Annotated in this window: 19 protein-coding genes; 18 read left to right on the top strand and 1 reads right to left on the bottom strand. The window is 50.1% G+C overall.

Translation table 11 applies throughout. From position 1 onward, the window contains the following. The first annotated feature begins 45 nt into the window (after positions 1–45). The 13 genes from TOI97_RS07645 to TOI97_RS07585 all read left to right on the top strand — a co-directional run bounded on the left by TOI97_RS07645 (position 46) and on the right by TOI97_RS07585 (position 17,589). Complete coding sequence (locus tag TOI97_RS07645; RefSeq protein WP_321553531.1) at positions 46–2,037, top strand: acyltransferase family protein; 1,992 nt, start codon at positions 46–48, stop codon at positions 2,035–2,037. Positions 2,038–2,062: 25 nt separating this feature from the next. Then, positions 2,063–3,376, top strand: a complete 1,314-nt coding sequence (locus TOI97_RS07640; RefSeq protein ID WP_321553530.1) for a lipopolysaccharide biosynthesis protein — start codon at positions 2,063–2,065, stop codon at positions 3,374–3,376. Then, positions 3,369–5,087, top strand: a complete 1,719-nt coding sequence (locus TOI97_RS07635; protein WP_321553529.1) for an asparagine synthase-related protein — start codon at positions 3,369–3,371, stop codon at positions 5,085–5,087. Before TOI97_RS07640 ends, TOI97_RS07635 begins: the two co-directional genes overlap by 8 nt. Positions 5,088–5,286: 199 nt before the next feature. Further along, positions 5,287–6,348 (top strand): glycosyltransferase family protein, encoded by a 1,062-nt coding sequence (locus TOI97_RS07630; protein ID WP_321553528.1) that lies wholly within the window; start codon positions 5,287–5,289, stop codon positions 6,346–6,348. A gap of 458 nt (positions 6,349–6,806) precedes the next feature. Then, complete coding sequence (gene tviB / locus TOI97_RS07625; RefSeq protein WP_321553527.1) at positions 6,807–8,084, top strand: Vi polysaccharide biosynthesis UDP-N-acetylglucosamine C-6 dehydrogenase TviB; 1,278 nt, start codon at positions 6,807–6,809, stop codon at positions 8,082–8,084. A 103-nt stretch (positions 8,085–8,187) separates the two neighbouring features. Then, on the top strand, positions 8,188–9,471 hold the full coding sequence (locus TOI97_RS07620; RefSeq protein ID WP_321553526.1) for a flippase: 1,284 nt from the start codon (positions 8,188–8,190) through the stop codon (positions 9,469–9,471). After that, positions 9,452–10,501 carry an ATP-grasp domain-containing protein gene (locus TOI97_RS07615; RefSeq protein WP_321553525.1) on the top strand — a complete coding sequence of 350 codons (1,050 nt, stop codon included), beginning with the start codon at positions 9,452–9,454 and terminating at the stop codon, positions 10,499–10,501. The genes TOI97_RS07620 and TOI97_RS07615 overlap by 20 nt, the downstream gene beginning before the upstream one ends. After that, positions 10,494–11,813 (top strand): glycosyltransferase family 39 protein, encoded by a 1,320-nt coding sequence (locus TOI97_RS07610; protein ID WP_321553524.1) that lies wholly within the window; start codon positions 10,494–10,496, stop codon positions 11,811–11,813. The genes TOI97_RS07615 and TOI97_RS07610 overlap by 8 nt, the downstream gene beginning before the upstream one ends. A gap of 505 nt (positions 11,814–12,318) precedes the next feature. Beyond that, a complete protein-coding gene (gene ltrA / locus TOI97_RS07605) occupies positions 12,319–13,641 on the top strand; it encodes a group II intron reverse transcriptase/maturase (protein WP_321553523.1) in 1,323 nt (440 codons plus the stop codon). Between the two features lie 202 nt (positions 13,642–13,843). Beyond that, positions 13,844–14,989 (top strand): glycosyltransferase family 4 protein, encoded by a 1,146-nt coding sequence (locus TOI97_RS07600; protein WP_321553522.1) that lies wholly within the window; start codon positions 13,844–13,846, stop codon positions 14,987–14,989. Positions 14,990–15,219: 230 nt separating this feature from the next. Then, the gene (locus TOI97_RS07595) at positions 15,220–15,552 is read left to right on the top strand and encodes a glycosyltransferase family protein (protein WP_321553521.1); all 333 of its coding nucleotides are present in this window, start codon (positions 15,220–15,222) and stop codon (positions 15,550–15,552) included. Next, a complete protein-coding gene (locus TOI97_RS07590) occupies positions 15,549–16,454 on the top strand; it encodes a glycosyltransferase family 4 protein (protein WP_321553520.1) in 906 nt (301 codons plus the stop codon). The genes TOI97_RS07595 and TOI97_RS07590 overlap by 4 nt, the downstream gene beginning before the upstream one ends. Positions 16,455–16,575: 121 nt before the next feature. Next, entirely contained in the window at positions 16,576–17,589 is a 1,014-nt protein-coding gene (locus TOI97_RS07585; protein ID WP_321553519.1) for an MraY family glycosyltransferase, read from the top strand. Between the two features lie 49 nt (positions 17,590–17,638). Here the strand turns inward: TOI97_RS07585 and TOI97_RS07580 are convergent, their stop codons facing one another. Next, complete coding sequence (locus TOI97_RS07580) at positions 17,639–18,295, bottom strand: class I SAM-dependent methyltransferase (RefSeq protein ID WP_321553518.1); 657 nt, start codon at positions 18,293–18,295, stop codon at positions 17,639–17,641. Positions 18,296–18,424: 129 nt separating this feature from the next. Between TOI97_RS07580 and TOI97_RS07575 the strand changes: the two genes are divergently transcribed. The 5 genes from TOI97_RS07575 to TOI97_RS07555 all read left to right on the top strand — a co-directional run bounded on the left by TOI97_RS07575 (position 18,425) and on the right by TOI97_RS07555 (position 25,505). Then, complete coding sequence (locus TOI97_RS07575; RefSeq protein ID WP_321553517.1) at positions 18,425–20,419, top strand: polysaccharide biosynthesis protein; 1,995 nt, start codon at positions 18,425–18,427, stop codon at positions 20,417–20,419. A 416-nt stretch (positions 20,420–20,835) separates the two neighbouring features. Next, positions 20,836–21,258: a hypothetical protein gene (locus TOI97_RS07570; protein WP_321553516.1), complete on the top strand. Its 423-nt coding sequence runs from the start codon at positions 20,836–20,838 to the stop codon at positions 21,256–21,258. A gap of 74 nt (positions 21,259–21,332) precedes the next feature. Then, a complete protein-coding gene (locus tag TOI97_RS07565) occupies positions 21,333–22,541 on the top strand; it encodes an outer membrane beta-barrel protein (protein WP_321553515.1) in 1,209 nt (402 codons plus the stop codon). 88 nt (positions 22,542–22,629) lie between these two features. After that, positions 22,630–23,187 carry a polysaccharide biosynthesis/export family protein gene (locus TOI97_RS07560; protein ID WP_321553514.1) on the top strand — a complete coding sequence of 186 codons (558 nt, stop codon included), beginning with the start codon at positions 22,630–22,632 and terminating at the stop codon, positions 23,185–23,187. 77 nt (positions 23,188–23,264) lie between these two features. Then, complete coding sequence (locus tag TOI97_RS07555) at positions 23,265–25,505, top strand: GumC family protein (RefSeq protein ID WP_321553513.1); 2,241 nt, start codon at positions 23,265–23,267, stop codon at positions 25,503–25,505. The last annotated feature ends 274 nt before the right edge of the window (positions 25,506–25,779 follow it).

Here is a 25,779-nt window from a genome sequence, read left to right as displayed (position 1 = left end):
GCGACTATTTTACCGGTCGAATGCCGTTCTTCTAGGAGAAGGCGGATGTTTAGATCGGATCGCTATGCAGCGTTAAGTTATCGGACAGATATCCAAGGTTTACGTGCCATAGGTGCGTTGACCATTATGGTCTTCCATATCTGGATGAATAAAGTGTCCGGCGGTGTCGATATTTTTATCGTGGTGTCCGGCTATTTACTCACGGCCGTATATATCAAAAACATCGCCCGTTATGGCTATACAGGCCCTGCGCTGTTTTTGCTGAACATCTTCAAACGCATTTACCCTTCGGCCTTTTTAGTCATTGCGTGCACCGCACTCGGGGTGCTGCTGATCGTGCCGGGTTCTGAGCAAAACACTTTGCTGAAAGAAGGCATGGCGTCTTTGCTGCACTTAGAAAATATTCAATTGATCCGGAAAGCCACGGATTACCTCGGTAATCAAGACAGCAGCAGCCCGTTTCAGCAGTTTTGGGCACTGTCAGTGCAAGTGCAGATCTATTTGATTTTAGCCATAGCACTGTTTCCGGTCTTTTACTGGGCGATCAAACGCCACGACTTAAAACCCATTGTCGTGCTTTACAGCCTAGTACTGTTGTCGTCGTTTGCTTATGCCAATTACGCGGTGCAGGTTGATCCGAGCAAGGCCTACTTCAACACCTTAGCGCGGTTGTGGGAGTTCTGTGCGGGCGGATTGGTATACCTGTATTTACCCAGTATCACGTCCTCTAAAAAAAGCAGCGACATCCTCGGTGTATTGGGCATTGCCTTGATTTTTGTCGCGGCCCTCTTGATTCCTAAACACGCACTGTACCCAGGTTATCCGGCATTGGTGCCCGTGTTGGCGGCCGTTTTAGTGTTGATTGCAGGGCATGCGGGCACAAGTCTTAGCGCGCGGCTTTTATCCTTTAAGCCTTTGGTGCTGATGGGTGGTTTTTCTTTCACCATTTATTTATGGCATTGGCCGTTGTTGGTGTTCTACAAGAGTTACTTCATGTTAGACCGAGTGAGCCTTGTGGCCGGTTTAGCCATCATCGCCTTATCCATTGTGTGCGCTTATATAGCTTATGCAGTGTGGGAGCGTGGTTTTCAGCGCATCGGTAAAACACGCATTGTAGTGAACAGCGGTTTAGTGTTGGGTTGTTTGCTGCTGGGTGGCGGACTGTTGTTCAGTGTATTGAAAGTCAGCGAAAGTCGTTTACATCAAGACATTCAACAGGTGCTGCAGACTTATCAAAATAAAACCTATAACGCCGCTTTGTTTATGGTGCAGACCCATGCGCAGCAAATGCCTTACCGCGAGCTGAAAGTGGCACGCAGCATTGTGCCAGCGGTGTACAGCAAAGGGCAGTGTCACCAAAATATGCTGCGTGCTGATGCCACTTCCTGTACCCGAACGCCTGGTAGAGAGGATGCGCTGAAACTCTTGGTGGTGGGCTCTTCACATATTGTGCAATGGTTGCCGGCGCTGGAGCAGATTGCCCGTGAGCGAGGCTTTCGCTTGGATGTCATGACCAAAAGTGGCTGTCCGTTGGGAGTGACCGATGAGCTCAGTGACTCTTGTAAGGCGTGGAATAAAAATGTGTTGGCTAAAGCTGTGGCGTTGGATCCGGACATTATTATCACCAACTCCACGCGCACCTATGTGGATCGCGCGGAAAGTGTGCCCGCTGGGTTACTGGCAACTTTAGAGGCTTTTAAAGCAGAAAAAATTCCGGTGATCGGCATCCGTGATAACCCGCGCTTTAGTTTTGAAGCCACGCAGTGTGCGATGAAAAACTACCGTGATAATGCCTATCACGACGCTTGCTCGATGCCGCGTGACGGGATTTATCCGCTGCAAGATCCCGCTGCGCAATACAGTGATTTGATCGACTCCATTGATATGAGTAAGGCCTATTGTTCCACGCAAAGGTGCTACACAGCCTTTAATGATGTGCTGATTTACCGTGATAAAGACCACATTGGCGTGCCCTATGTCTACAGCTTACAAGACAAGCTGGAAGGCAAGTTGTTGGCGCTGTTGGATGAACAATAATGTTGGTCAAACGTAGCGAACGGCCATGCAGATGATCAAACAGAAACTCAGCAAGATCATGCATAACCGCTTGGTCAAAAGTGTGTTGGTGGTTGCCAGTGGCACCGCCGGCGCACAGGCCATTGGCATGCTGTTTGTGCCTTTTATCACCCGTACTTATGGGCCCGAAGTCTATGGTGTGTTGGGCGCCTTTGTTGCTTTAACGGCAGTGCTGACCATTTTGGCCGCGCTGTGTTATCCCATTGCCATTGTTTTGCCACCGCAGGATAACGAAGCCAAGGCTCTGGTGAAGCTGTCCTTGTGCATTGCGTTGGTGGTCAGTGCGGCAGTGGCATTGCTGTTGCTATTGGCCGGCGATTGGATCATCACCCAACTGGGGGTGGCTGCTTTAATCGACTTTAAGTTTTTAATTCCATTGGTGATGCTGTTCAGTGCTTGCCAAGAGGTTTCCCAGCAATGGCTGATCCGTAAAAAGCACTTTAAAGGCATTGCCAATATTGCTGTAGCACATGCCATTGTGAATTATGGCAGCCAAGCGTTGGCTGGTCTGTTTGCCCCCATTGCGGCGCTTTTGATTGGGATTCATAGCGCTGCCATTGCGCTACGAGCCTTGCTCACCAGTCATTTAGGGCGGAAATTGGAGCGGACCAAGGCCCGTCAATCAGACCCTCCGCCAGTGCCGGTGTCGCTGCGGCAGGTGGCAGTGGCCTATAAAGATTTTCCCCTCTATCGTGCGCCGCAAGTGGTGTTAAATACCGCCTCAAAAAGCCTGCCTATTTTAATGTTGGGGGCTTTTTTTGGCCCTGCTGTGGTGGGTTATTACGTGTTGACGCGCTCAGTGCTGGGCTTGCCGGCCACCTTGCTCGGCGCCTCGGTACAAAGTGTATTTTACCCGCACTTTAATGAAGCGGTGGTGGGGCAACGGCAAACTTTGCCACTGCTGCTCAAGGCCACCTTAGGTTTAGCTGTGATCGGTGTGTGGCCGTTTTTAATCATCATTCTGTTTGGCCCCGACTTATTTGCTTGGGTTTTTGGTGCCGCCTGGCAGACCGCGGGGCAGTATGCGCAATGGTTGGCAGTGTGGTCCTTCTTTGCTTTGGCCAATCGTCCTTCGGTGTCGGCAATCCCTGTGTTTAGGTTGCAGGCTTGGTTTTTAAACTACGAATGGGTCAGCCTTGTGCTGCGCGTTGTGGCTTTGTATATGGGGTTCTTTTACTTTGCGGATGCTTTAATTGCGGTGGCTTTATTCAGTGTAGTTGGCGCTTTATTAAATCTGTATTTAGTGGGCAAAACCTTAACAGTGGCACAGGTTTTTGATCGGGAGCAGACCCATGAGTGATTTTTTATTTGCTAGCAATCCTCAGCGCCGTAGTCAGCTGGCACAGCCTCTGCAAGCCTTGATGCCTGTGCCTGAGCGCATTGCCGTCACTGAATATCAAGGTGATTGGGGAGCGTTGGCGGTGAGTCAAAGCCCTTATCAGGGGTTTGTGCCTTATGAAACTGCAGAGCATCTGTGCGCTGTGATTGGCGGACCAGTGCTGTGCTGGCGTGATAATCATTTTCTGGCTGAGCATAAGCCATCGAGTGCGGCGAGCCGTGCCATTTTAGAGCGTTATCTATCGGGGCAGGCAGATTGGGCTGAAGATTTAAGTGGGCCTTTTGTCTTGCTGATCATCGATAAACTGAAGCAGCAGCTGTATTGCATAACAGATCACATGTTGTTCATTCCGGTGTATCAGTACCATCAAGAGGCTGATTGGGTGCTTGGCACCCATGTGGATGCTGTAGCGCAAGTCAGTGAACAAGAACACGCCATTGATCCCGTTTCGGTGGATGACTATATTCTGCACGGCGTTGTCACTTACCCACACACGATGTTCACTCAGATTTTTCAGTTGGAGCCGGCGACTCAGTACTGTTGGACTTTTAACCGTCAGCACAATTTGGAAAGTTGGGAAACCTACTGGGAGCCGAAGGAATACAATCCCTACCGCAACATGACGGAGGCCGCCGCTGCTTTTCGTGTGGGTGTGCTGGATCACATTGAGCGCATCACCGCGCAGCTGGACAGCGTGGGACTGTTTATCAGCGCAGGGGAAGACTCCCGCTCCATTGCCGGCATGTTGCCGACGCGCCTCAAACGGCACGGTTATGTGTTTCTTGATTCAAAAAACCGAGAATTTAATATTGCCCAGCGTGTGGCGCGTGCCTATGGTTGTGTGTTTCATGCTTTGGTGCGTTCACCCACCCATTATGTGGATATCTTGCCGGCGGCCAGTCGCCTCGTGGGCAGCGGGCTGCAATACACCCATGCCCACAGTTTAGGATTGGCAGAAGAGTCAGGTTTGGATCAACAGCAGGCCGTCTTTGGTGGTTATGGCGCTGATGCATTGCTCAAAGCTGCGCATGCTCGCACGTTTAACGCTTGGCAGCGACTGAAGTTTCTGCCAGACATTGAGCAGCAAGGTGAAACCCGTACGCAGCCGTTGGTCGCAAATGGTTATGCCTCCGAACATTTAGCCGCCATTGATCACCGCCGGCGTCAGCACATGCAAAAAGTGCAAGCGATTCGGCCCAAATCCTGTCATGAATGGTTTGTGCTGTGGCCGTACAGCATGCTGAAATCCAACACCAATATTGCAGTCAATCGCCGTTTGTTTCCCAGTTATGAGCTGTATACGTGTAAAGCCGCGGTGCAGCATGCTGCCTGCATCCCCGTGAAGTGGAAGAACAATCGCCGTTTTTTCCACAAGGCGGTAAAAGCATACTTCGCTAAGAGCCAGTTCATCCCGCATCCAACGGGGATCTTTCCCTATTACGGCTTGGCGGTGAACCTGTGGTCTAAGCCGCTGATTCAAATCTGGCAAAGGTTGCAGCGTCAGGTTAAAGGGGCGCGCTACGAGGGGGCGTGGTCCGATTGGTCAAAAAATATCCACCTGTTGTTGGCGCGAGCAGGCTGTGACGCACAAGATTTGCAGGGGCTGAGCACTGAGCAAAAAATCAACTATGTGCAGCATCACAGCTACCTGCTCAAGATGAATAAAGCATAGAAAACGCAGTCGCGTGCTGAACCTAATGCTGACCTGAGCGTCAAAAATGAACGGGTTGCACCGCTTACTGTGCGCTACAGCAAGGGTGCCGCCCGTGGCAAAATCTGCCTTCACCTCTGGGGCGACTCGTTGCGTTTTTTGCTGCACAGGCTGAATGCGTATTGATCATTAGCGCTGCATCAGACCATTGTGAGACCTTATGAAAATACTCTATGCAGGTAACTTTGATCTGTCTGGCTATACGGGCAAGAACCGTGCAACTCGGCAAAAACTGCAGGCTTTGACCGCCTTGGTTGATGAATTGAAGTTTTTTTCCGTCAACTGTAAGCCGCGGCTATTTGGCTTATTAGTGACTGAACTGAAATGCTTTGCATATATCTTGCGTCAGCGCCCCGATATATTTATCAGTCGTGGCAATATAGGTTTGCTTTCAGTGTGTTTATGTAAGTTACTTAAATGCAAAACATTTAGAGAGATTCATGCTGATCGTATAGAAGAGATTAATCTATTAAATAAAAGTGAAATATTTAAAAGTGTATTAAAATTGATTGCACTGTATACATTAATGATTGATCGATTAGCCGATGCTCGGATATTTAATCATCCACTGTTAAAAGATTGGTATGACGCAACATATGGTTGTGGTCCATTGGACTTTTATTGTTATAACGGCTTTGCTCAAACAAAAATGCAAGCGCTTGATAAGAAAGATATTTTAGCTAAATATAAAAAGTCCCATGGCTTGTCTGACAACTACCGTTATTTAATTTTTACCGGTTCAGCCAGTCAATGGCACGGGGTGGAGTACTTGGTTGCTTTGCAAGGGCAATTGAATCAGAACAACAGTGATTTAAAAATCATTTGTGCTGGTGGTCGGGTCGGGCCGGAGATCGATCCGCAACGACTGTTAATTAATATTTCCCCCTTAGATGATCAAGGCTCCGATGAGCTGATCAGCATTGCCAGTGCGTGTTTACTGCCGGTGAATAACCGCCGGGTCAGCCCTGGGAGCCCGCTGAAACTCTATGATTACATCAAACACGGCGGGTTTGTGATTACTCAAGAGCAGGTCTTAGGGTACTGCGATGAGGTGCAAAAGTATGGCCGTGGCGTCTGTGTGAATTTCTTAGATGCAGCGGCGACAGCCCAGCGCTTAATGGACCTCGACTTCACCGCTACCATTGCTACGCCCATTGCACATTACAGCTGGCAAGCGCGTATGAACACTTGGCTGGATGTATTTAAAAAAGTAATCGTTTAATTAAATTGATCGTTTGAATTTAAAAGATTAATTAATATTCATACAAGATGTTTCCGTTATTTTTTCGTTGAATGCTTATTGTTGTGATTGCGATCTGTATTGGTGGTTATTTATTATATTTAACTGCTGTTGATTCAATGGCTTAGACGGATACTGTTCACCAGTTCTCATTTTACAATCATCTCCCATATTAGAATTATTCGGCTATTTAATGTTTCGTTAGCAAGCTAACAAGAATAAATGATAAATAATTGAGCGATAAGTTCAATAAATTCTCGTATATGTTTTGTTTGCAGCGTATATTAAAAATGTCTGTCAAATGCTGTATGCATATCTGGAGAGTTCAGGGGCACCACAGGCCACGATGATTCTTTATAAATAAGCAGAAGTCCAAGATGGTTGTTTGTTTATAAGGTGTTGTTTCACTAATTATTATAAAAAACAACAGGGACATCACCATGCTTGCACCTTCTACAATTAAATTAGCCATTATTGGCTTAGGTTATGTGGGCCTGCCGCTGGCAGTTGAGTTCGGTAAAAAGCGTTCCGTGCTCGGTTTTGATATCAATCAGCCGCGCATTGATGCATTACGTGCCGGCAGCGATAGCACCCTTGAAGTCAGCGATGCTGAATTAGCCCAAGCACAGGGCCTCAGCTACAGCCATAACCCCACCGATTTGCACGATTGCAATGTCTTTATTGTGACGGTGCCCACCCCCATCAATCAGCATAAACAGCCGGATTTGACCCCACTGATTCAAGCCTCAGAAACCATAGGCAAGGTGTTAGCGCCGGGTAATATTGTGATTTATGAGTCCACGGTGTACCCCGGTGCTACGGAAGATGAGTGTGTGCCTGTGTTAGAGCGGGTATCAGGCTTGGTGTTTAACCAAGATTTTTATGCCGGTTACAGCCCTGAGCGGATCAACCCAGGGGATAAAGAGCACCGAGTCACCAACATTAAAAAAGTCACCGCCGGCTCCACCCCTGAAGTGGCCGACTTGGTTGATGCGCTCTATAACGAAATCATCACCGTTGGCACGCACAAAGCCAGCAGCATTAAAGTAGCGGAAGCAGCCAAAGTGATCGAAAACACCCAACGGGATGTGAACATTGCTTTGATCAATGAGCTGGCCATCATTTTCAACAAGTTGGGCATTGATACCCAAGCGGTGCTCGAAGCAGCGGGCACCAAGTGGAACTTCTTACCTTTCCGCCCCGGTTTAGTGGGTGGTCACTGCATTGGTGTGGATCCCTATTACCTCACCCATAAAGCACAAAGCATCGGCTATCAGCCGGAAATCATCCTCTCGGGCCGCCGCCTTAACGATGGCATGGGCGAATACGTGGTGGGGCAGCTGGTTAAAGCGCTACTGAAACGCCGCATTCATGTGTATGGCGGGCGCATTCTCATCATGGGCTTAACCTTTAAAGAGAACTGCCCTGATCTGCGTAACACCCGCGTCATCGACATCGTGCATGAGCTGCAAGAGTACGGCATTCAAGTGGATGTCTATGACCCTTGGGTGAGTGCCGCGGCAGCGCAGCAGGAATATGGCTTAGAACTGGTCAGCACATTGCAGCCCGACACCTATGATGCGGTGGTGATTGCCGTCAGCCATGAGCAATTTAGGCAGATGGGCGCCGTGCAGATTCACGCTTTAGGAAAAAAGAAACACATTCTGTATGACTTGAAATACTTGCTGACTGCTGAGGAGTCAGATCTACGCCTGTAAACATTTATAACCGCCGGAACTGACACTGGCCCGTTTTCACAACTTAGGATGAGTCGTCTATGAATGCTTACCTGCATGTGCACAGTCGCACTCAGAGGTTGTTATGAACAACCCCATCAAAGCCCTATGGGCTCGGGTGCAAGGCACGCGAGACGGTCGCGCTTTGGCCAGTAACTTTGGATATTTGCTGTTGCTGCAGGTGGCCAGTTACATTTTTCCGTTGCTGACCATTCCTTACTTGGCGCGGGTCATTGGCGTAGACGGCTTCGGCAAAATCGCCTTTGCCGCAGCGGTGGTGATGGGGTTTCGCACCTTGGCCGATTGGGGCTTTAACTTTACCGCCACCCGTGATGTGGCGCGGCATCGAGACAACCCAGAAAAAGTCGCAGAAATCTTTTCCAATGTGCTGTGGGCGCGCCTGTTATTGATGCTGTTGTCCTTGCTGTTGCTGCTGGGCGCCATTGCTGTCGTGCCGTATTTTCAAGCACAGAAAAACCTGCTGTTGATCACTTTCTTGTTGGTTCCTGGGCATATTTTGTTTCCAGCGTGGTTTTTCCAAGCCATGGAGCGGATGAAATACATCACCCTGTTTGATCTGCTATCGAAAGCGCTGTTCACCGCGTTGATTTTTATTTTCATTAAAGAAAAATCCGATTACATGCTGCAGCCGTTGTTCTTGTCTTTGGGCTATATGTTCACCGGCATGGGGGCCATGTATGTGGTGCTGGTGCAGTGGCAAGTGCGGCTGAAGGCACCGCGCTGGTCGGCCATTTATCGCACCATCCACAGCAGTACCGATGTGTTTATCAATAATTTAATGCCCAATTTGTACACCAACTTTTCTGTGATGTTATTGGGCTTTATGGGCGGCAGCGTGGCCAATGGTTTGCTGGATGCGGGCAGTAAATTTGCCAACATTGCGCAGCAATTGATGACGGTGTTGTCGCGGGTGTTTTTTCCTTTCCTGTCCCGTAAATCAGAGAAACACAGCCTGTATTTAAAAATCAATTTAGTCAGCGCTGGGGTGTGTGCCTTGGGCTTGTTGTTAACGGCGCCTGTGTTGGTGCCGGTGTTCTTTACTCCGGAGTTTGCTGGGGCGGTTCCGGTGCTGCAAATTTTAGCCGTGTCCATTGTGTTTTTAGCCCTGAGCAATGCCTACGGCACCCATTACATGATCATCAAGGGCCATGAAAAACAGCTGAAAAATATCACCATCGGTTGTTCGTTGGTGGGGTTTATTGCGGCGTTCCCGCTGATTTATACCTACGGCCACATTGGAGCTGCGCTAACCATTGCCTGCACGCGAGTGTTACTCGGTGTGACGGTGAGCTACACAGCCAGAAGAATAATAAGACAAGGATACGAATATGAATGTAGCAATACATAATGGCAATGGCTGGAATAAAAACTGGGTGCAGTACCTTGAAGAACAGGGGATCCCCTATGTACTAGTGGACTGTTATGCCAGCGATATTATCAGCACCTTAAAGGCCCATGAGGTCACGCACTTAATGTGGCACTTCACCCACAACAGTGCCACCGACATCTTTATGGCGCGCAATATCTTATTTTCTGCGCAGGTCAGCGGGATTAAGGTGTTTCCCGACATCAACGCCTCGTGGCACTTTGACGATAAGGTGTCGCAAAAATACTTATTGGAATCCATTGATGCACCCTTGGTGCCCAGCCATGTGTTCTATAGTGAAGATGCTGCGTTGGAGTGGGCCAAAACCACCACCTATCCGAAGGTGGCCAAGCTGCGGCGTGGGGCCGGCTCCTATAATGTGCGGCTGATTAAAAGCCAGTCTGAGGCGCGGCGTTACATTAAGCGCATGTTCAGCGAAGGGGTGGATCCCAGCCCGGGTTATTTAGCCGATGTGAAAACCAAGCTGAAGGTGGCGGGTAGCTTTTCCGGCATCATGCAGCGGCTGAAAAAAGCCCCGGGTTTTTTCAAGATGGTGTACCACGGGCGCAAAGGTTTTCCGAAAGAAAAAAATTACGTCTACTTTCAAGATTTCATCCCTAATAACAGCTGCGATTACCGCATCATAGTGGTCAACAGCAAAGCCTATGGGGTGAAGCGCATGGTGCGCAAAGGGGACTTCCGCGCCTCGGGTGGCGGCATGTTTGATTTTGGTGAAATTGATCCAAAAATCATTCAAATCGCGCAAGATACCGCTAAACGCCTGAATATGCTCAGTGTGGCATTTGATTTTGTGCTCGACGGTGACGCGCCGCTGATTGTAGAAATCAGCTATGGCTTCGGCACCAATGGTTCGGGCAAATTCAACATGTATTGGGATAAAAACAATAAAAAGATCATCGGTCGGGTCAATGCCCCTTATGAAATCATCAGCGGCTTTTTAGACAGCGGTGTGCGGCAGCTGCGCTCGGTTAAGGGAGGCAGCTATGACTAGCTCGATTTTGACCTTACACAACAGGTATTTACTGTGCTTTGCCTTAATGGCCTTGCTGTTTGGCCTAGCCATTAACCAAAGCATTTACCCTGTGGCCTTATACAGTTTGATTTTGGCCGTATTGTTCATCATCTTGCTGTCTTTGTACCGCTTTTCCATTCAATTGGAACCGCTGCATTTTGTCCTTTTGCTCATGCTCAGCTCACTGGTGTTTAAAGTCTTTGCTGTGCTGATCTTTGAGTACTTAATGTTGGATACCGTTGGCATTCCGTTTTTAAGTTACAAAGATGACTACGTGTACAACGAAGCGGCCACGAAAATCGTTGGCGTGTGGAACACCCGAGGTTTTGGTTTTTATCGCGACATCAGCTTTAGTACAGGGTTTTACTCCGGTTACCCGAATTTCAGCGCCTTAGCCAAGCTGGCCTTTGGGGATTCACATTTAGTCCCGCGTTTTTTAAATGTGCTGTTTTCTACCCTGACCATTCCTTTTTACTTCGCCACCATCCGTTACCTCACTGACAAAGACGCACTGACCAAGTTAGCCAGCATCTTATTGGCCTTTTCGCCGGCCTTTGTGGTGTACAGCGCATTGCAATTAAAAGACACCATTTTGATTTTCTTTGTTGCCAGCTTGATCTACGGCACAGTCAACTTTTTCGCCAAGGGCATCAATACCAAAAACATCCTCTTAGTGGCTTTCTCCATGGGGGCGCTGTTATTTTTCCGTGCTGCCATTTTGCTGCCTTACTTAGTGGCGATTTTTCTGTGCACTGTATTGGTGCGTAAAAACCAAAGCAGCAGCTTCACCAGCGTATTGTGGGTGGGCTTGGTGGTGTTGTGTTTTTACTTGATTTGGGAATACCTCTACAGCTCCGGCTTGCTCAGCTTGACCGGTGAAGAATATTTCAACAGCCGCATGGAGCAGCGTGGGCAGGCCGAAGCCTATCAGGGCAGCAATGACCTGGGTAAGTTGGGGGTGATAGCCCTGTTACTGGGCCCTATTTTGGCCGTGTTCAGTTTGTTTTTACCGACACCCACCTACATGGAACTGGACCCAGGCATGAACACAGTGGCTTACCACTACCTGCCATTGTTGGGCTATTACGCCATTTTGCCCATGGTCACTGTCAGCTTGCTGTACCTGTTAAAGCATTACCGTGCGCACAAAATTGGCCTGTTCATCATTGGCTTTTTAATCCTCTACAAACTGGGGCAGGCCGGTGGTAAGTCGATTTTAGACTCACGGCAATCTTTACCGGCCATTTACGCCGCCTACCTCTTGCGTACGCCCAGCATGGGCATGAACTAATGAGGTGAAAGTCCTCTGTAGGAAGGTCACCATCCTTAGCGATTTATGATCGTTATTAGATGTTAACTACTAGCGAATGGCAAGGGCAACTCCGCGAGGAGTTGTCTGGAGGAAGCCGGACGCAAAGCTGCGAGCTGATGAACAAAAATATCATATGAGGCGTAGGCTGAAGGCGAGTTGGCACAAGACAACGAAGCCATGTGATCTAACGGCCACCGTAAATGATGCAGCAGTGCAGTGACAGTACATGCTCTTATCTGGGGAGATCTGCTTAACAAGCGATCGGTAATCCACCAGTGAGGCTCTGGTTAATAAGTGCCTTGGCTCTAAGGAATGTATCGACCTTGGAGAGCGAATTAGATGCAAACCGATAGCGCGAACAGAGGCAACTCTGTGAGTGATTAAGCAGAAGTCAGCAGACGGCATAGTAGCCAAATGCCCAGCGTAATGGCTGGGACACGGTGAAGGCCTGAACATTAAGAACAAAGGAGGAGCCTTGTCACACTTGAACACACGAACGCCGTCCGGCGATGACGTGACTCAGCGTAGCGATATGAAGCCAGCCTTTAGCAACGATCTATTCGAGCACGTGCTGCAGGAAGATAATCTCTCTGCGGCATGGAAACGCGTTCGAGCCAATAAAGGGGCCGCTGGCATCGATGGCATGACCATCGATGAATTCCCCGCTTGGGTAAGATCCGGCAACTGGAAAGCATTGAAACAACAACTGGTAACAGGCTGTTATCAACCCTCACCGGTAAGGCGTGTTGAAATAGCTAAACCAGATGGCGGTACTCGTCAGCTGGGTATTCCAACCGTTACTGATCGTGTAATCCAACAAGCCATTGCCCAAGTATTAACACCTATTTTCGACCCTGATTTTTCTGAACACAGTTTTGGATTCCGTCCAGGTCGTAATGGGCAGCAAGCGGTTAAGCAGGTACAGAGCATCATCAAGGAAGGACGCCGCTTCGCGGTGGATGTTGATCTGTCGAAATTCTTTGACCGAGTTAATCACGATTTACTGATGACACGCCTTGGCGACAAGGTGAAAGATAAGCGTCTTCTTAAATTGATTAAACGTTATCTGAGAGCTGGGTTTATCGATAACCAGTTCAAAGGTGAGAGTCGAGTCGGTGTACCGCAAGGCGGGCCATTGTCGCCGTTACTGGCGAATATCATGCTCGATTCTCTTGATAAAGAACTTGAAAATCGCGGCCATAAGTTTGCCCGCTACGCGGACGATTTCACGATTGTAGTGAAGAGTCAGCGAGCTGGAGAACGCGTGCTGCGCAGTATCAGTCAGTACTTGCAAAACCGTTTAAAGTTAGTGGTCAACACTGACAAAAGTCGAGTGGTTAAAACCAATGAAAGCCAGTTCTTGGGCTTTACGTTCAAGGCAAACCGCATTCACTGGCATCCGAAAACGCTGCAGAAGTTTAAGCAGAATGTTCGCAAACTCACGAATCGTAACTGGGGCGTGTCAATGAAATACCAGCTGTTTAAGGTCAGCCAATATCTACGCGGCTGGATAAACTACTTTGGTATCGCCAGTGGCTATCAGCACTGCGTTGAACTGGATCATTGGATCCGGCGCAGGGTTCGAATGGCCTATTGGCGACAGTGGCGCAAGCCGCGCACTAAAGTAAGAAACTTAATGCGGTTGGGCGTTCATGTGCAAGCTGCAGTTGCATGCGGTATCACCAGCAAAGGCCCATGGCGTAGCTCTAAAACTCCGGGAATTAATCAGGCATTATCAAATGCTTACTTAAAATCTCAGGGTCTGTACGCATTGCGCGATGGTTGGATTAAGCTTCACCACTCTTAGTGAAACGCCCTGTGCGGAGCCGCATGCAGGGTGTTGTGGGGGCTGAGGGCTAGAAACCCTCGGCTACCCGATTGGCGTATTTTGATGGACAAAAACCCGACATCGCCCTGTTGTGGGAGCGCTACCACCTGATCATCACCTTGGTGTTATTAACCGTGATGTTCAGTGTGACCTTTTTACGCTATGTGGTGAGGATGTGAGCATGCCGACAAAACTACTGATCCACGCATGGCGTGTCGAAAAAAAGGGCAACGCGTATTACTTACCCTTCAGTCACTGGTTGTATTTGCAAGAAATTGTGCAGTACTACGATGAGGTGGTGCTCATTGCTGGTTGTCGGCATTTAGCTGCCGATGCCAGTACGGAAGACTTGCCCATCACTGGGCTGGGCAATATTCAGGTGCATGAACTCCCCATGGGCTCGGGCAGTTATTTGAGCTCGGTGCGGTATTTTCCGGCATTTGTTCAGGCTTACCGCCAGATTAAAGGGGTGACCACCTATTATTCACGTTACCCAACCCCCTTTGGCTGGCTGCAAAAATGCTTTGCCGGCAAGGCTCAGCGCATCATTCATTATGTGGGGGATCCTGTGGACGTAGCGCTGAATAACCCCAACTTCAGCCCCCTGAAAAAACGCCTTTTAGTCAGCGCCTTTGCCATCGAAAATCAGCTGTATCTGTGGGCCTGTAAAGGGGCGCAGGTGTACACCAATGGCCACCATTTGGCTGAGCGCTTGGCGCGCAAGGGGATTACAGCGACAGCGCTGATTTCCTCCACTTTAACCGCAGGTGATTTTTACTATGCGGAAAAAAATATTCACCCAGAAACGGCCAAATTCATTTACTTGGGTTACTTAAGAACCGCCAAAGGGGTGGAAACCGTGCTGCGTGCCTTTGCCCGCTACAATCAAGATTACCCACAGAGTAGCTTCACCATCATTGGCTCCGGTGAGTTTGAGCATGAATTGAAAAACCTCGTGGCTGACGCACAGATCAACAATGTGCACTTTTTGGGCAAAATTGAAGACCGCGCACAGATCAACCAAGCCCTGCGTAGCGCCGATGTGTTCTTGTTTGCATCCTTGTCAGAAGGCTCACCGCGGGTGGTGTTAGAAGCCATGGCCAATGGTTTGGCGGTGATCAGCACCCCCGTGGGCAGTTTGCCGAAGTGCTTTAGTGCCGACAGCGACATTGTGTTTGCCAACTTCAATGATCCTGAAGATTTTTACAACAAAATGCGGGCCTTAACTGAAAACAATCAGGGCTACAACGCACTGCGCAGCGCGGCGTACGTCAAGGTGCAAGACGCCACCATCGCACAATTCATCAAGAGGATTTTTCACAGGTAAGCCACCGCGCTCGGAACTGAGCTCGGTGCCATTTGGCTGCGCAGTACAGCTTCGTTTTATCAGCAATCATGCGGTAAAGCAGGCTGTATGTAGTGCGCAACCACCGATTGCCAACTCGCATTAGGGCGCGGGTCGGTGAGGCTGTAAGGGAGCCGTTATCCCCAGACCGCCCAACACGGATTTTTGGGTCGGTAACACCACATAAAAATTATAATTTTGAGGGATTATCGATGACCGATAGAAAAATCATCTGGTTGATTAACCAGTATGCGTCCACACCGGAAACGGGGATGGGCGGGAGGAACTACTATTTGGGTAAAGAGTTGGCGAAACGGGGCTATAAAGTCTACTTAGTTGCCGCTGGTTTTTCTCATTTACTGCGTGAGCCCCCGACCTTAACCAAAGATTTTCTGATTGAAGAAATCAACGAAGGCTTTCATTTCGTCTGGCTGAAAATGCCCCACTACAATGGCGCCAATGACAAAAAACGCATCTTTAACTGGTTTAAATTTGCGCGGAAAATGCTCAATTTGCCGTATATTTTGGCGGAAAACCCGATGTGATCCTGTTTGGTTCACCCTCACTCATTCCCTATGTCAGCGCCTTGCGTTTAGCGCGTAAATATAAAGTGCGCCTGATTTGGGACATTCGCGACCTGTGGCCACTGACCTTGATTGAGCTGGCCGGCAAATCCAAATATCACCCGCTGATTCTGCTGCACCAATGGGTGGAAAACTTGGCCTGTAGAAAGTCGGATTACATTGTGTCCAACTGGCCTTTTGCCATTCATCACTTAGAAAAGCACGGCGCCGATCAGGAAAAATTCGCTTGGATCCCCAACGGTTTTTACCCTGAAGAATTCAACGAGCAAGAAGCCTTGCCCGACAGCATTGTGCAGCGGCTGCCGGTGGATAAATTCATTGTTGGTTATACCGGCACCTTAGGTCAGGCCAATGCCATTCAAACCCTGCTGGACACGGCGAAGCTGACCCAAGCCGATCCCAACATTCACTATGTGCTGGTTGGCAGTGGCCGTTTAGAGCAGGCGGTGCATGAGTTTGTGCAAATCAATGAGCTGGACAACATCACCTTAATTGGCTCAATTCCCAAAAAACAGATCCCGGCCATGCTCAGTGTGTTTGATGTGTGCTACGTGGGTTTTGTGAAAAGTGCGTTATACCGCTATGGCAGTTCCCTGCATAAATTGCCGGAATACTTTATGAGCGGCAAACCCATTTTGTATGCCATCGACTCACCTTTTAAACCAGTGGACGATGCCGAGGCGGGGATCACGGTACCGGCGGAAGATCCTGCGGCCATTGTGCAAGGCATTTATCAGTTACAGGCATTGACTCCAGAACAGCGGCATACAATGGGCGAAAACGGACGCAAAGCGGCCTTAGAGGGTTATGAATACGGCATGTTGGCGCGCAAATTAGAAGCCATCATGTTTGGGCCCATTTGATGCGCCGCCATGACACAGGTACGCAGCGGGACGCACCCGAACAAGGTGTCGGACTGTGCGCTGTACTCGCATTAGAGCGTTCCGCGCAGCGCCATAGTGCATCCATAGAGGGAGAAGAAGCATGTTCAGTGTATTGCTTGTTATCAGCGTTGGGATTGTGACTTGGGGACTGACTTGGCTGCTGCGCCGTTATGCGTTGGCCAGCCAGATGATGGACATTCCCAATGAACGCAGTTCCCACAGTGTGCCCACCCCCCGTGGTGGCGGTGTGGCCATTGTGTTCAGTTTTTTAAGTGTAGCCCTGTTGTTGGGGGTGCTCGGGTGGCAGCCTTGGTCGTTCATCATTGCCTTGGTTGGCGCCGGTGCAGGCGTAGCCGTGTTGGGCTTTATTGATGATCGGGGCCACATTGCCGCGCGTTGGCGCTTATTGGGCCATTTTATGGCCGCAGCTTGGGCCTTGTTCTGGTTGGGCGGCTTGCCACCGTTGCAATTGGCCGGCACGGACTTTGATTTAGGTCTGTTAGGGCCCGTGTTGGCGGCGTTCTACATTGTGTGGATGCTGGACTTGTACAACTTTATGGACGGCATTGATGGTTTAGCCAGTGTCGAAGCCATCTGCACCTGCATCGCCGGTGGCTTGTTATATCTGCTGCTCGGTGAGCCCAAAATGGCTTTATTGCCCTTTGTTTTAGCCGCAGCTGTGGCGGGGTTTTTATATTGGAACTTTCCCCCAGCGCGGATTTTTATGGGCGATGCCGGCAGCGGTTTTTTAGGCGTGGTGCTGGCGCTCTTATCCTTGCAGGCGGCGTGGTTTAAGGCCGAGCTGCTGTGGAGTTGGATCATTTTATTGGCGGTCTTTGTGGTGGATGCCACTTACACCTTATTACGTCGTTTATTGACTGGGCAGAAAATCAGCGAAGCCCACAATAGCCACGGCTATCAATATGCCGCTCGGCAGTACAAAGAGCACCGCCCGGTCACCATGATTGTTTTGCAAATCGATGTGTTCTGGCTGCTGCCCATGGCGCTGCTGGTGGGGCTGGGCTACGTCGATGGCCTGATCGGGGTGATCATGGCCTACATTCCATTGATTTTATTGGTGTCCAAACTCAGAAAACGCGTGGGTTTGGATTAGCACCGGCTGGCCAAGTACAGAGCCAGTCGCAGGGCGCAGCACAGAGCAATTAAAGAGAACGGTACAAACTGACTTGGCGAAACTCTAAGGGCTCACCCAAATCAGGCAAGGTTTCCCCATACAAGCTTTCGCTTTTGCGCAGCAGGGGATGTTGAAAATCACGTTGGCGGGAGTCGGTAATGATCAGCTGCTTAGCAAAATCAGGAAAACGCTCCACAAGGGGCACATTGTCAGGGTCGTACAGCACGTCCGCGGCAAACAGCAGATCATACGGTTCGCGCTCGCTGAACAGATCCGCACTGTATGCCAATTCCAAGCCGTTTAAAGCGGCATTGGCGCGACAGGCGTGTAAAGCCACGGGGTCTAAATCACAGGCCACCACATGCGCGGCGCCGGCCCGTTTCGCCGCTAAGGCAACAATGCCGCTGCCGGCACCAACATCAATCACCCGTTTACCGGCCACTTGCTCCGGATGGGCCAACAGCCACTGGGCCAAAGCCAAGCCGCTGGCCCAACAAAAACTCCAATATGGCGGCGCGGCAAAAATGTTTTGCACTTCTTCCTGGCTCATGGGGCGATGCATGGTGTCGGGGTTGATCAACCACAACTGCAGCGGTAATTGGGGGAGTGCGGTTTGCTGCACGCGGGCATCGACTAAGACGCTTTCCAGCTTGTCATTTAAAGGTTGAATCAGGGGGTTGGTCATATCCGGCTCCACAACAGATTAGCAGCGTATGGCTCGCAGCAAGCACAGTCACACGTACGCCTACAGAGGCTGCTTTATATTGAAATCACAGTACAGGTTCAAGTGCCATCTCGCTTGAAGGGAGTTGAAATGCGGAAATGGTTAATCAGTTGGGAACATAAATACAAGCGTTTAGCGGAAATGAGCACCGACACTGTGTTAGTGGTCTTAGCCTTAGCTTTAGCTTGGGTGGTGCAACTGGGGGTCAGCGGCGCTTACCAAGGCATCCGCGAGCAGGGCTGGTTGTTACTGGTCGCGCCGTTAATCAGCCTGCCCATTTTCAATTACGCCGGCATGTACCGCTATGTCATGCGCCATTCCGGTTTAGATGCTTTGATCACCATTGCCCGTGCCACCACCTTATCAGCCTTGGTGTTGGGCGGGCTGATGTACTGGCGCTTGGATGACAGCACAACCCTAGCACTGGCTTTGTTGCTCAATTACTGGTGGATCAGCTTGGTGCTGCTGGGCGGTTTGCGCCTGCTCTTGCGCCATTACTTTATTGGCGGCTCTTTTTCCTTGGCCAGCTTGCTCAATAAAGACAACCGCCGCGCCCGTGTGGCCATTTATGGGGCCGGCAGTGCAGGGCAGCAATTGCTCACTTCGTTACGTTTGGGCAATGCGATGCGTCCGGTGGCTTTTATTGATGATGATCCTAGTTTAGAAAAACGCGTTATTGCTGGGCTTAAGGTGTATCAGCCGCGGGATATTCAACAGCTGCTGCGTGAGAGCCAAGCCAGCCAAGTGTTGTTGGCTTTGCCGTCGGTGTCGCGCAGTCGTCGCCGTGAGATTTTGGATTTTTTAGAGCCTTATCCGGTGTTCGTGCTCAGCATCCCTGGTATGGCCGAATTGGCGGGCGGTAAAGTTACAGTGCAAGACCTGCACGAAGTGGACATCATTGATCTGCTGGGCCGTGATGCAGTGGTGCCCGATAGCGCCCTGTTTAAGCGTTGCATTGCAGGCAAGGTGGTGATGGTGACAGGGGCGGGCGGCTCCATTGGTTCGGAGCTGTGCCGGCAAATCATCCGCAGTGGGGTGAAAACCTTGCTGCTGTTTGAACACTCAGAATACAACGCCTACCAAATCAGCACCGAGCTGGCGCAGACCATTAAAGAGCAGGGCTTGGATGTGAATCTGGTTTCGGTGCTGGGTTCCGTGCGTAAATACAAGCCGCTGCTGGAAGTGATGAAAACCTGGCAGGTGCAAACCCTTTACCATGCAGCCGCCTATAAACATGTGCCCATTGTAGAAAATAATATTGCCGGCGGCGTGTTCAATAATGTGTTTGGCACGTTAAACGCCGCGCAAGCGGCCATGGTGGCGCAAGTGGAAAACTTTGTTTTGGTATCCACCGACAAAGCCGTGCGCCCCACCAATGTCATGGGTGCCACCAAACGTTTAGCGGAAATGCTGCTGCAAGCCCTCAGCGCCGAGTCGCAGCCGCGTTTATTGCGTAAAGGCGAGCGGCAAAAAGTGCACAACCGCACCCGCTTCACCATGGTGCGTTTTGGTAATGTGCTGGGCTCATCGGGTTCAGTGATTCCCTTGTTCCGTGAGCAAATTGCCCGTGGCGGCCCGGTAACAGTGACGGATCCAGAAATCACCCGTTACTTTATGACCATCCCAGAAGCGGCACAGTTGGTGATTCAAGCCGGCTCCATGGGCCAAGGTGGCGATGTGTTTGTGTTGGACATGGGCGAACCGGTACGCATTGTGGAATTGGCAGAAAAAATGATCCACCTCAGTGGGCTCACCGTGCGCAGTGCAGACAACCCTCATGGCGACATCAGCATCGAGTTCACAGGCTTGCGCCCAGGAGAAAAACTCTATGAAGAACTGCTGATCGGCGACAACGTTACCGCCACCGAACACCCCATGATCATGCGCGCTAACGAAGCTTTCATTCCTTGGCCTGAATACTGCCAACTGCTGCAACGCTTACGTAAAGCAGCAATGGAAGATGACTGCACGGAAGTGCGCGAAATCTTATGCCAATACGTCGATGGCTACGTTGCACAAGGCGCGATTGTTGACCTTATTTACACAAAACGCTGCGAAAACCGTGATCTAGCGCAAAAAATATAGATTAAGTTATGGTTAAGCTTGGGCTTTAGTAGTATAAAAGCCAGTTGATTTTTCACACAGCTGGCATTGAACACGCAAGTAACACCGAAGTACAACCCGTGATGGCGGCCTTAAAAGCGCCATAACGCACAAAAAGCATCCTTGCCAATGGATCATTGCCATGGGAACTCATGGCTGAATGTCGTATGGCCTAAGCTAGGATTAAGTTAGATTTAGTTAAGTTAGATTTAATTTAAGTAAAAATAAATGGAATTAATCGGTGCTACCTTAAAAGCCAAATCAGTTGTGCTAGTATTCAGGGACATTTTAGGCACCCCGTCGGTTATTGACAGTTAAATGTGCTTAAACAGTCAACCCATCAAGCCCACTTAATGCGTTAAGGGGCGACCTAAGATAGAAAACAAGAGAGAGAAATTATGCGCAAGACATTTATGACCTTATCCGTTGCAGCAGCATTATTTGCTGGCCAAGCGATGGCTGACCAAGCAACAGCAGACAGCTTAGCCGCCTACGGTGTTGATGCAGGCGTACACGCCGAAGCCATTGCCAGTGCCGAAGGTAGTGTTCTGGTACAAGCCCTTAAAGATTTGATTGCTGACCAACCCGCCATGGCTGCAACCATCGTTGCGGCAGCGATCAACGCTAACCCAAGCATGACCGATGCCATCGTCGCAGCAGCGATTGAAGCGGCACCGGGCCAAGAACAAGCCATCCGTAATGCAGTGACTGCAGGCCAACAAGGCACTGTGATCAGCACTGGCGCAAGCGCACCGACTTCAAGTATGCCAAGCGTTGGTGGCAGCGGTGGTGGTAGCCCAAGCGTGGCGAGCCCGAACTGATCCTAAGTTAACCTTAGTTTTATTCAATTGATTGATCAGTAAACTTACTTGGTTTGCATAGGACGATAAAAAGAATGCGTATGAAATTAACTCAATTGGCGGTTGTTGTAGCAGCCGCCGCAGGTGTTAGCACATCTGCATTTGCCATTGACCCACAAAGCATTCGCGTAAGCGATGGCTTAATGTTCACCCCTACTTTGGGTTTTGAACACGGTCACGATGACAACCTGCATGCGACAGACAAAAAGCGCAAAAGCACCGATTACACCATCATTGAGCCAAGCTTTGCGCTGAATCTTGATCGCGCAAAAAGTGCCCATGAGCTGAAGTACCGCTTAAAAAGCTACAACTTCCACTCAGCTAAAGACAACAGCTACATTGATCACCACTTCACAGGTAAAACCGGCTACGAGTTCAACTCACGCAACCGTTTAGTCTTGAATGCGGGCTATCACACACTGGAGAGTACCAGCAGTGATAACATCATCAATGCTTCTGGCAAGTACAAAAACGACAAGTGGGACACCAAAAACATCGGCGGTGTGTATACCTTTGGTGCACGTACTGCTCGTACCCAGGTTGAATTGGGCGCGGACTACAGCGAACTGCGTTACGACGACAAGCGTAACAAGGGCAGCGACCGCGACGCTACAGCGGGCCGTATCACTGGTTACTATGCCATCGCACCAAAAACCAAGCTGTTATTGGAAGGTCGTTACACCGATTACGACTACAAGAAAGACAGCAACCGCGACAGCAAAAACAAAGCATTGCTCGCCGGTGTAACTTGGGAAGCAACTGCTAAAACCACAGGTAGCGTAAAAATTGGTCGTGAGAAAAAAGATCCAGATCGCGGCTCCAGCTCCAGCACGAGCATGTGGGAAGCAGGGGTTGATTGGTCACCACGCACTTACTCAACCTTCAGCTTAAAAACCCGTCGTGGTTACGACGAAGGTAACACCTACAGTGCCTTTGATCCTGATTTAGGATTAGATACCGATCACGTGACCAGCAGCATCAAAACGGTTGATACCTCATTGGGCTGGAAACATTACTGGACCGACCGTCTGTACTCCAATGCCAGCTACCGCCGTATCGATCGTGACTACCAGAGCACCAAGCGTGAAGATGAAATTGATCAGTACGGTTTAGCTCTGACTTACGAACTGCGCCGTTGGTTGGATGTGGGCGTGGGTTACACCCGCCGTGAAAACGACTCCAACGTGGCCAGTCGTGACTACAAGCGCAACGTGTATGGTTTAACGATTAGCGCAAGCCTGTAATTCATACTGGCGTTCTATTGCGTGTGTAAAGTTAGGAGTCATCTTTGCTTTACACACGCTTTGTTATGTTTAAAAAGAGAACAACCTTATGGTAATCCGCAATTTTACCGCACTGCTCATGGGCTTATTGATCAGCTTGGTTAGTGTAGCCACGAGCGCGCAAATAAATGTGCAGGAAGGCAACTCCACCTATAAATTGTCCTCTGGTGACATTATTAAGGTCACTGTTTTTGGTGAACCCGATTTAAGTTTAGATGAAGTGCGCCTCACCGATGCTGGCACTTTCTCTTACCCCTTTATTGGTGAAGTGCGTGCCCGCGGCAAAACCGCAGCAGAATTAGAGCGCACTTTAACCGCAGAGCTGAAAGGCGATTATTTAGTTGATCCGCGCGTCTCCATCAGCGTTTTAGAGTACCGCGAGTTTTATATCAGTGGTGAGGTCAATGCACCGGGTGGTTATAAGTATCAACCGGGTTTAAACTTACGCCGCGCCATTGCCTTGGCCGGAGGTTTAACCGAGCGGGCCTCGACCAACCGCATTACCGTGGTGCGTGATCAAGACGCCGAGCGCAAACCACAGCGTGTCAGTTTAGATGCGCCGGTGATGCCTGGTGATACCATTAATATTGATCAAGGCTTCTTTTAAGCCAAACCCGTACCTGCCTATTTATGACGCTGGCTTGATGCCGGCGCCTAACACCATTGTTTTGAGTGTCCTCCCGTATGGAAACTAACGCTTTATCCACCCCTAACCGTCCACTCCCACTTGCGGCGCAGCAGGACGATGATGAAATTGATCTGCTAAAACTCTGGAGTGCCATTTGGCGCCGTAAGTGGGCCATTATCAGCCTCACGTTAGTGGTGGCCATGGTCACGGTGTTGATTGTGCTGAGCTTAACGCCCATTTATCGCGCTTCAGCCACCCTCCTCATTGAGCAGAAAAAAGCCAATGTGGTGTCCATTGAGCAGGTGTACGGCTTAGAAGGCAGCGGCAGTGAGTACTTACAAACCCAGTTTGAGTTGCTCAAATCCCGCTCGCTGGCGGAGCGAGTGGTGAATGAATTGGGTTTAACCACACACCCTGAGTTTGACCCACGCCAACAAGAAGCGCCGCTGATTGATATTAAAGGTTGGATCAGCCAACTGAATCCAAAGCAATTGATTCCTGGCGAGTTCCCTGAGGACCTTGAAGCAGAAACCGGCCCAAGCGAAGAACAGATCTTTGCCTCGGTGGTGCGTCAATTTATGAGACGCATCAGCATTGAGCCGCAAGGCAAAAGCCAGTTGGTCAATGTGCAGGTGGATATGGCCGATCCACGCATGGCGGCCAATGCAGCCAACCGTTTAGCCCAAGGTTTTATTGAAAGCCAATTAGAAGCCAGCATGGCCATGTCGGCGGATGCCAGCGCTTGGATGAACAGCCGTTTAAGCGAGCTGCGCACCAAACTTAAAGAAGCAGAAACCCAACTGCAAAACTTCCGTGAACAAGAAAACCTCGTAGACATTGATGGGGTGTCCACCATTACGGCAGCTGAACTGTCGGCCACCAGTAACCGCATGGTGGATGCGCGCAGCGCCCGTGCAGAAGCAGAAAGCCTGTATCGCCAAGTACAATCCATGAAAAGCGGCGGCTGGCGTCGCTTGGCTACGGTGTCGGCGGTGTTGGGTGATCCTTTAATCCAACAATTTAAAGCCAATGAAGCGCAAGCCAAATCCAAAGTAGAAGAGTTGTCCAAGCGCTACGGTGCCCGTCACCCAGCCATGGAAGCAGCGCGCACTGAATTGGCCGCCGCCGAAGCCAGCTTACGAGGCCAAGTGGAACAAGTGGTGGCCGCCATTGAGCGTAACTACCGTTTAGCGGTGGCGAACGAGCAATCGCTACGCAGCTCGGTGAACGAAAACCGCGCACAGATTCAAGACATTTCCCGCAAAGAATACCAACTGCGTGAATACCAACGTGAAGTGGACACCAACCGCGCGCTGTACGACACCTTCTTAACCCGCTTGAAAGAAACCGCGGCCACCAGTGACTTAGAAACCGTCAACGCCCGTGTGGTGGATACCGCCACAGTACCGACTACACCGATTAAACCGAAGAAGCCGCTGATTGTATTGTTAGCCACCTTCTTAGCGGCATTGGTGGGTGTGGGCTTAAGCCTGCTGTTAGAGATGTTAAACAACACCTTTAAGAGCACTGACGACGTAGAAAACAAACTGAACTTGCCGGTGCTGGGTATTTTGCCGCTGGTGAAAAAGAAAGACCGCAAGCAAGTGGCGCATTTGTTTGAAAGCGATAAAGACAAATCCTTTTCAGAATCTATACGTACGGTGCGCACCAGTTTAGTGCTGTCGGGCATGGACAAACCGCACAAAGTCACAGTGGTCACCTCATCGGTACCGGGTGAAGGTAAATCCACAGTGGCAGCGAACTTAGCCATCGCCTTAGGGCAAATGGAATCTGTGGTGCTGATTGATGCGGACATGCGCCGCCCAACCTTAGCCAAAAACTTTGACTTTGCCGTGGGCACCCCAGGCTTAGCCAACTTGATTGCCGGCACGGCAGAGCTGTCTGAGTGCATTCAAAATCAATACGGGATTGATATGATCAGCGCCGGTGCCGTACCGCCAAACCCGCTGGAGCTTTTATCCTCACCGCGTTTTGAGGCGCTGATTGAACAGCTGAAAGACAAGTACGACCGCATCATCATCGACTCACCACCGACCCAAGCGGTGAGTGATGCACTGATGTTGGGCACCTTAGCCAATGCCTTGATTTACGTGATTAAATCTGACGACACGGCCATTCCATTGGCCGAAAAAGGCGTGGGCCAATTGCTGCAAAGCAATGCCCCTGTAACCGGGGTGGTGCTCAACCAAGTGGACATCAACAAAGCGAAAAAACGTGGCTACAGCTACGGTGGTTATTACGACTACTACGGCTATAGCGAAGGCGCCAAGTCATAATGCGGATACCCGTTGCTTGTGGGCTTTGCTTGCAAAGCCCCTTGCTACATCAAGCCCGTTCATTTTTGGCCTGCGGCAGTGATGAACCTTTGCAGGCCAGGTGATTCACAGTGGATCACCACATCATCGAAGACCTGCAACAGCGCAGCAGCCTGCTGGGCCAGCAAAAAAGTATTGATAGAACTGGCTGAGTTACACGCAAGTTAGCCCAGCCACACAGCTCAAATACGATGCGCCTTGGGGATGATTCGCGAACAACCCTAGGGCGGTAGCA

Origin of the sequence: Denitrificimonas halotolerans, assembly GCF_034259425.1 — a bacterium.
Taxonomy (GTDB): Bacteria; Pseudomonadota; Gammaproteobacteria; order Pseudomonadales; family Pseudomonadaceae; genus Denitrificimonas; species Denitrificimonas halotolerans.
This window is presented reverse-complemented; position numbering and strand designations above follow the sequence as displayed.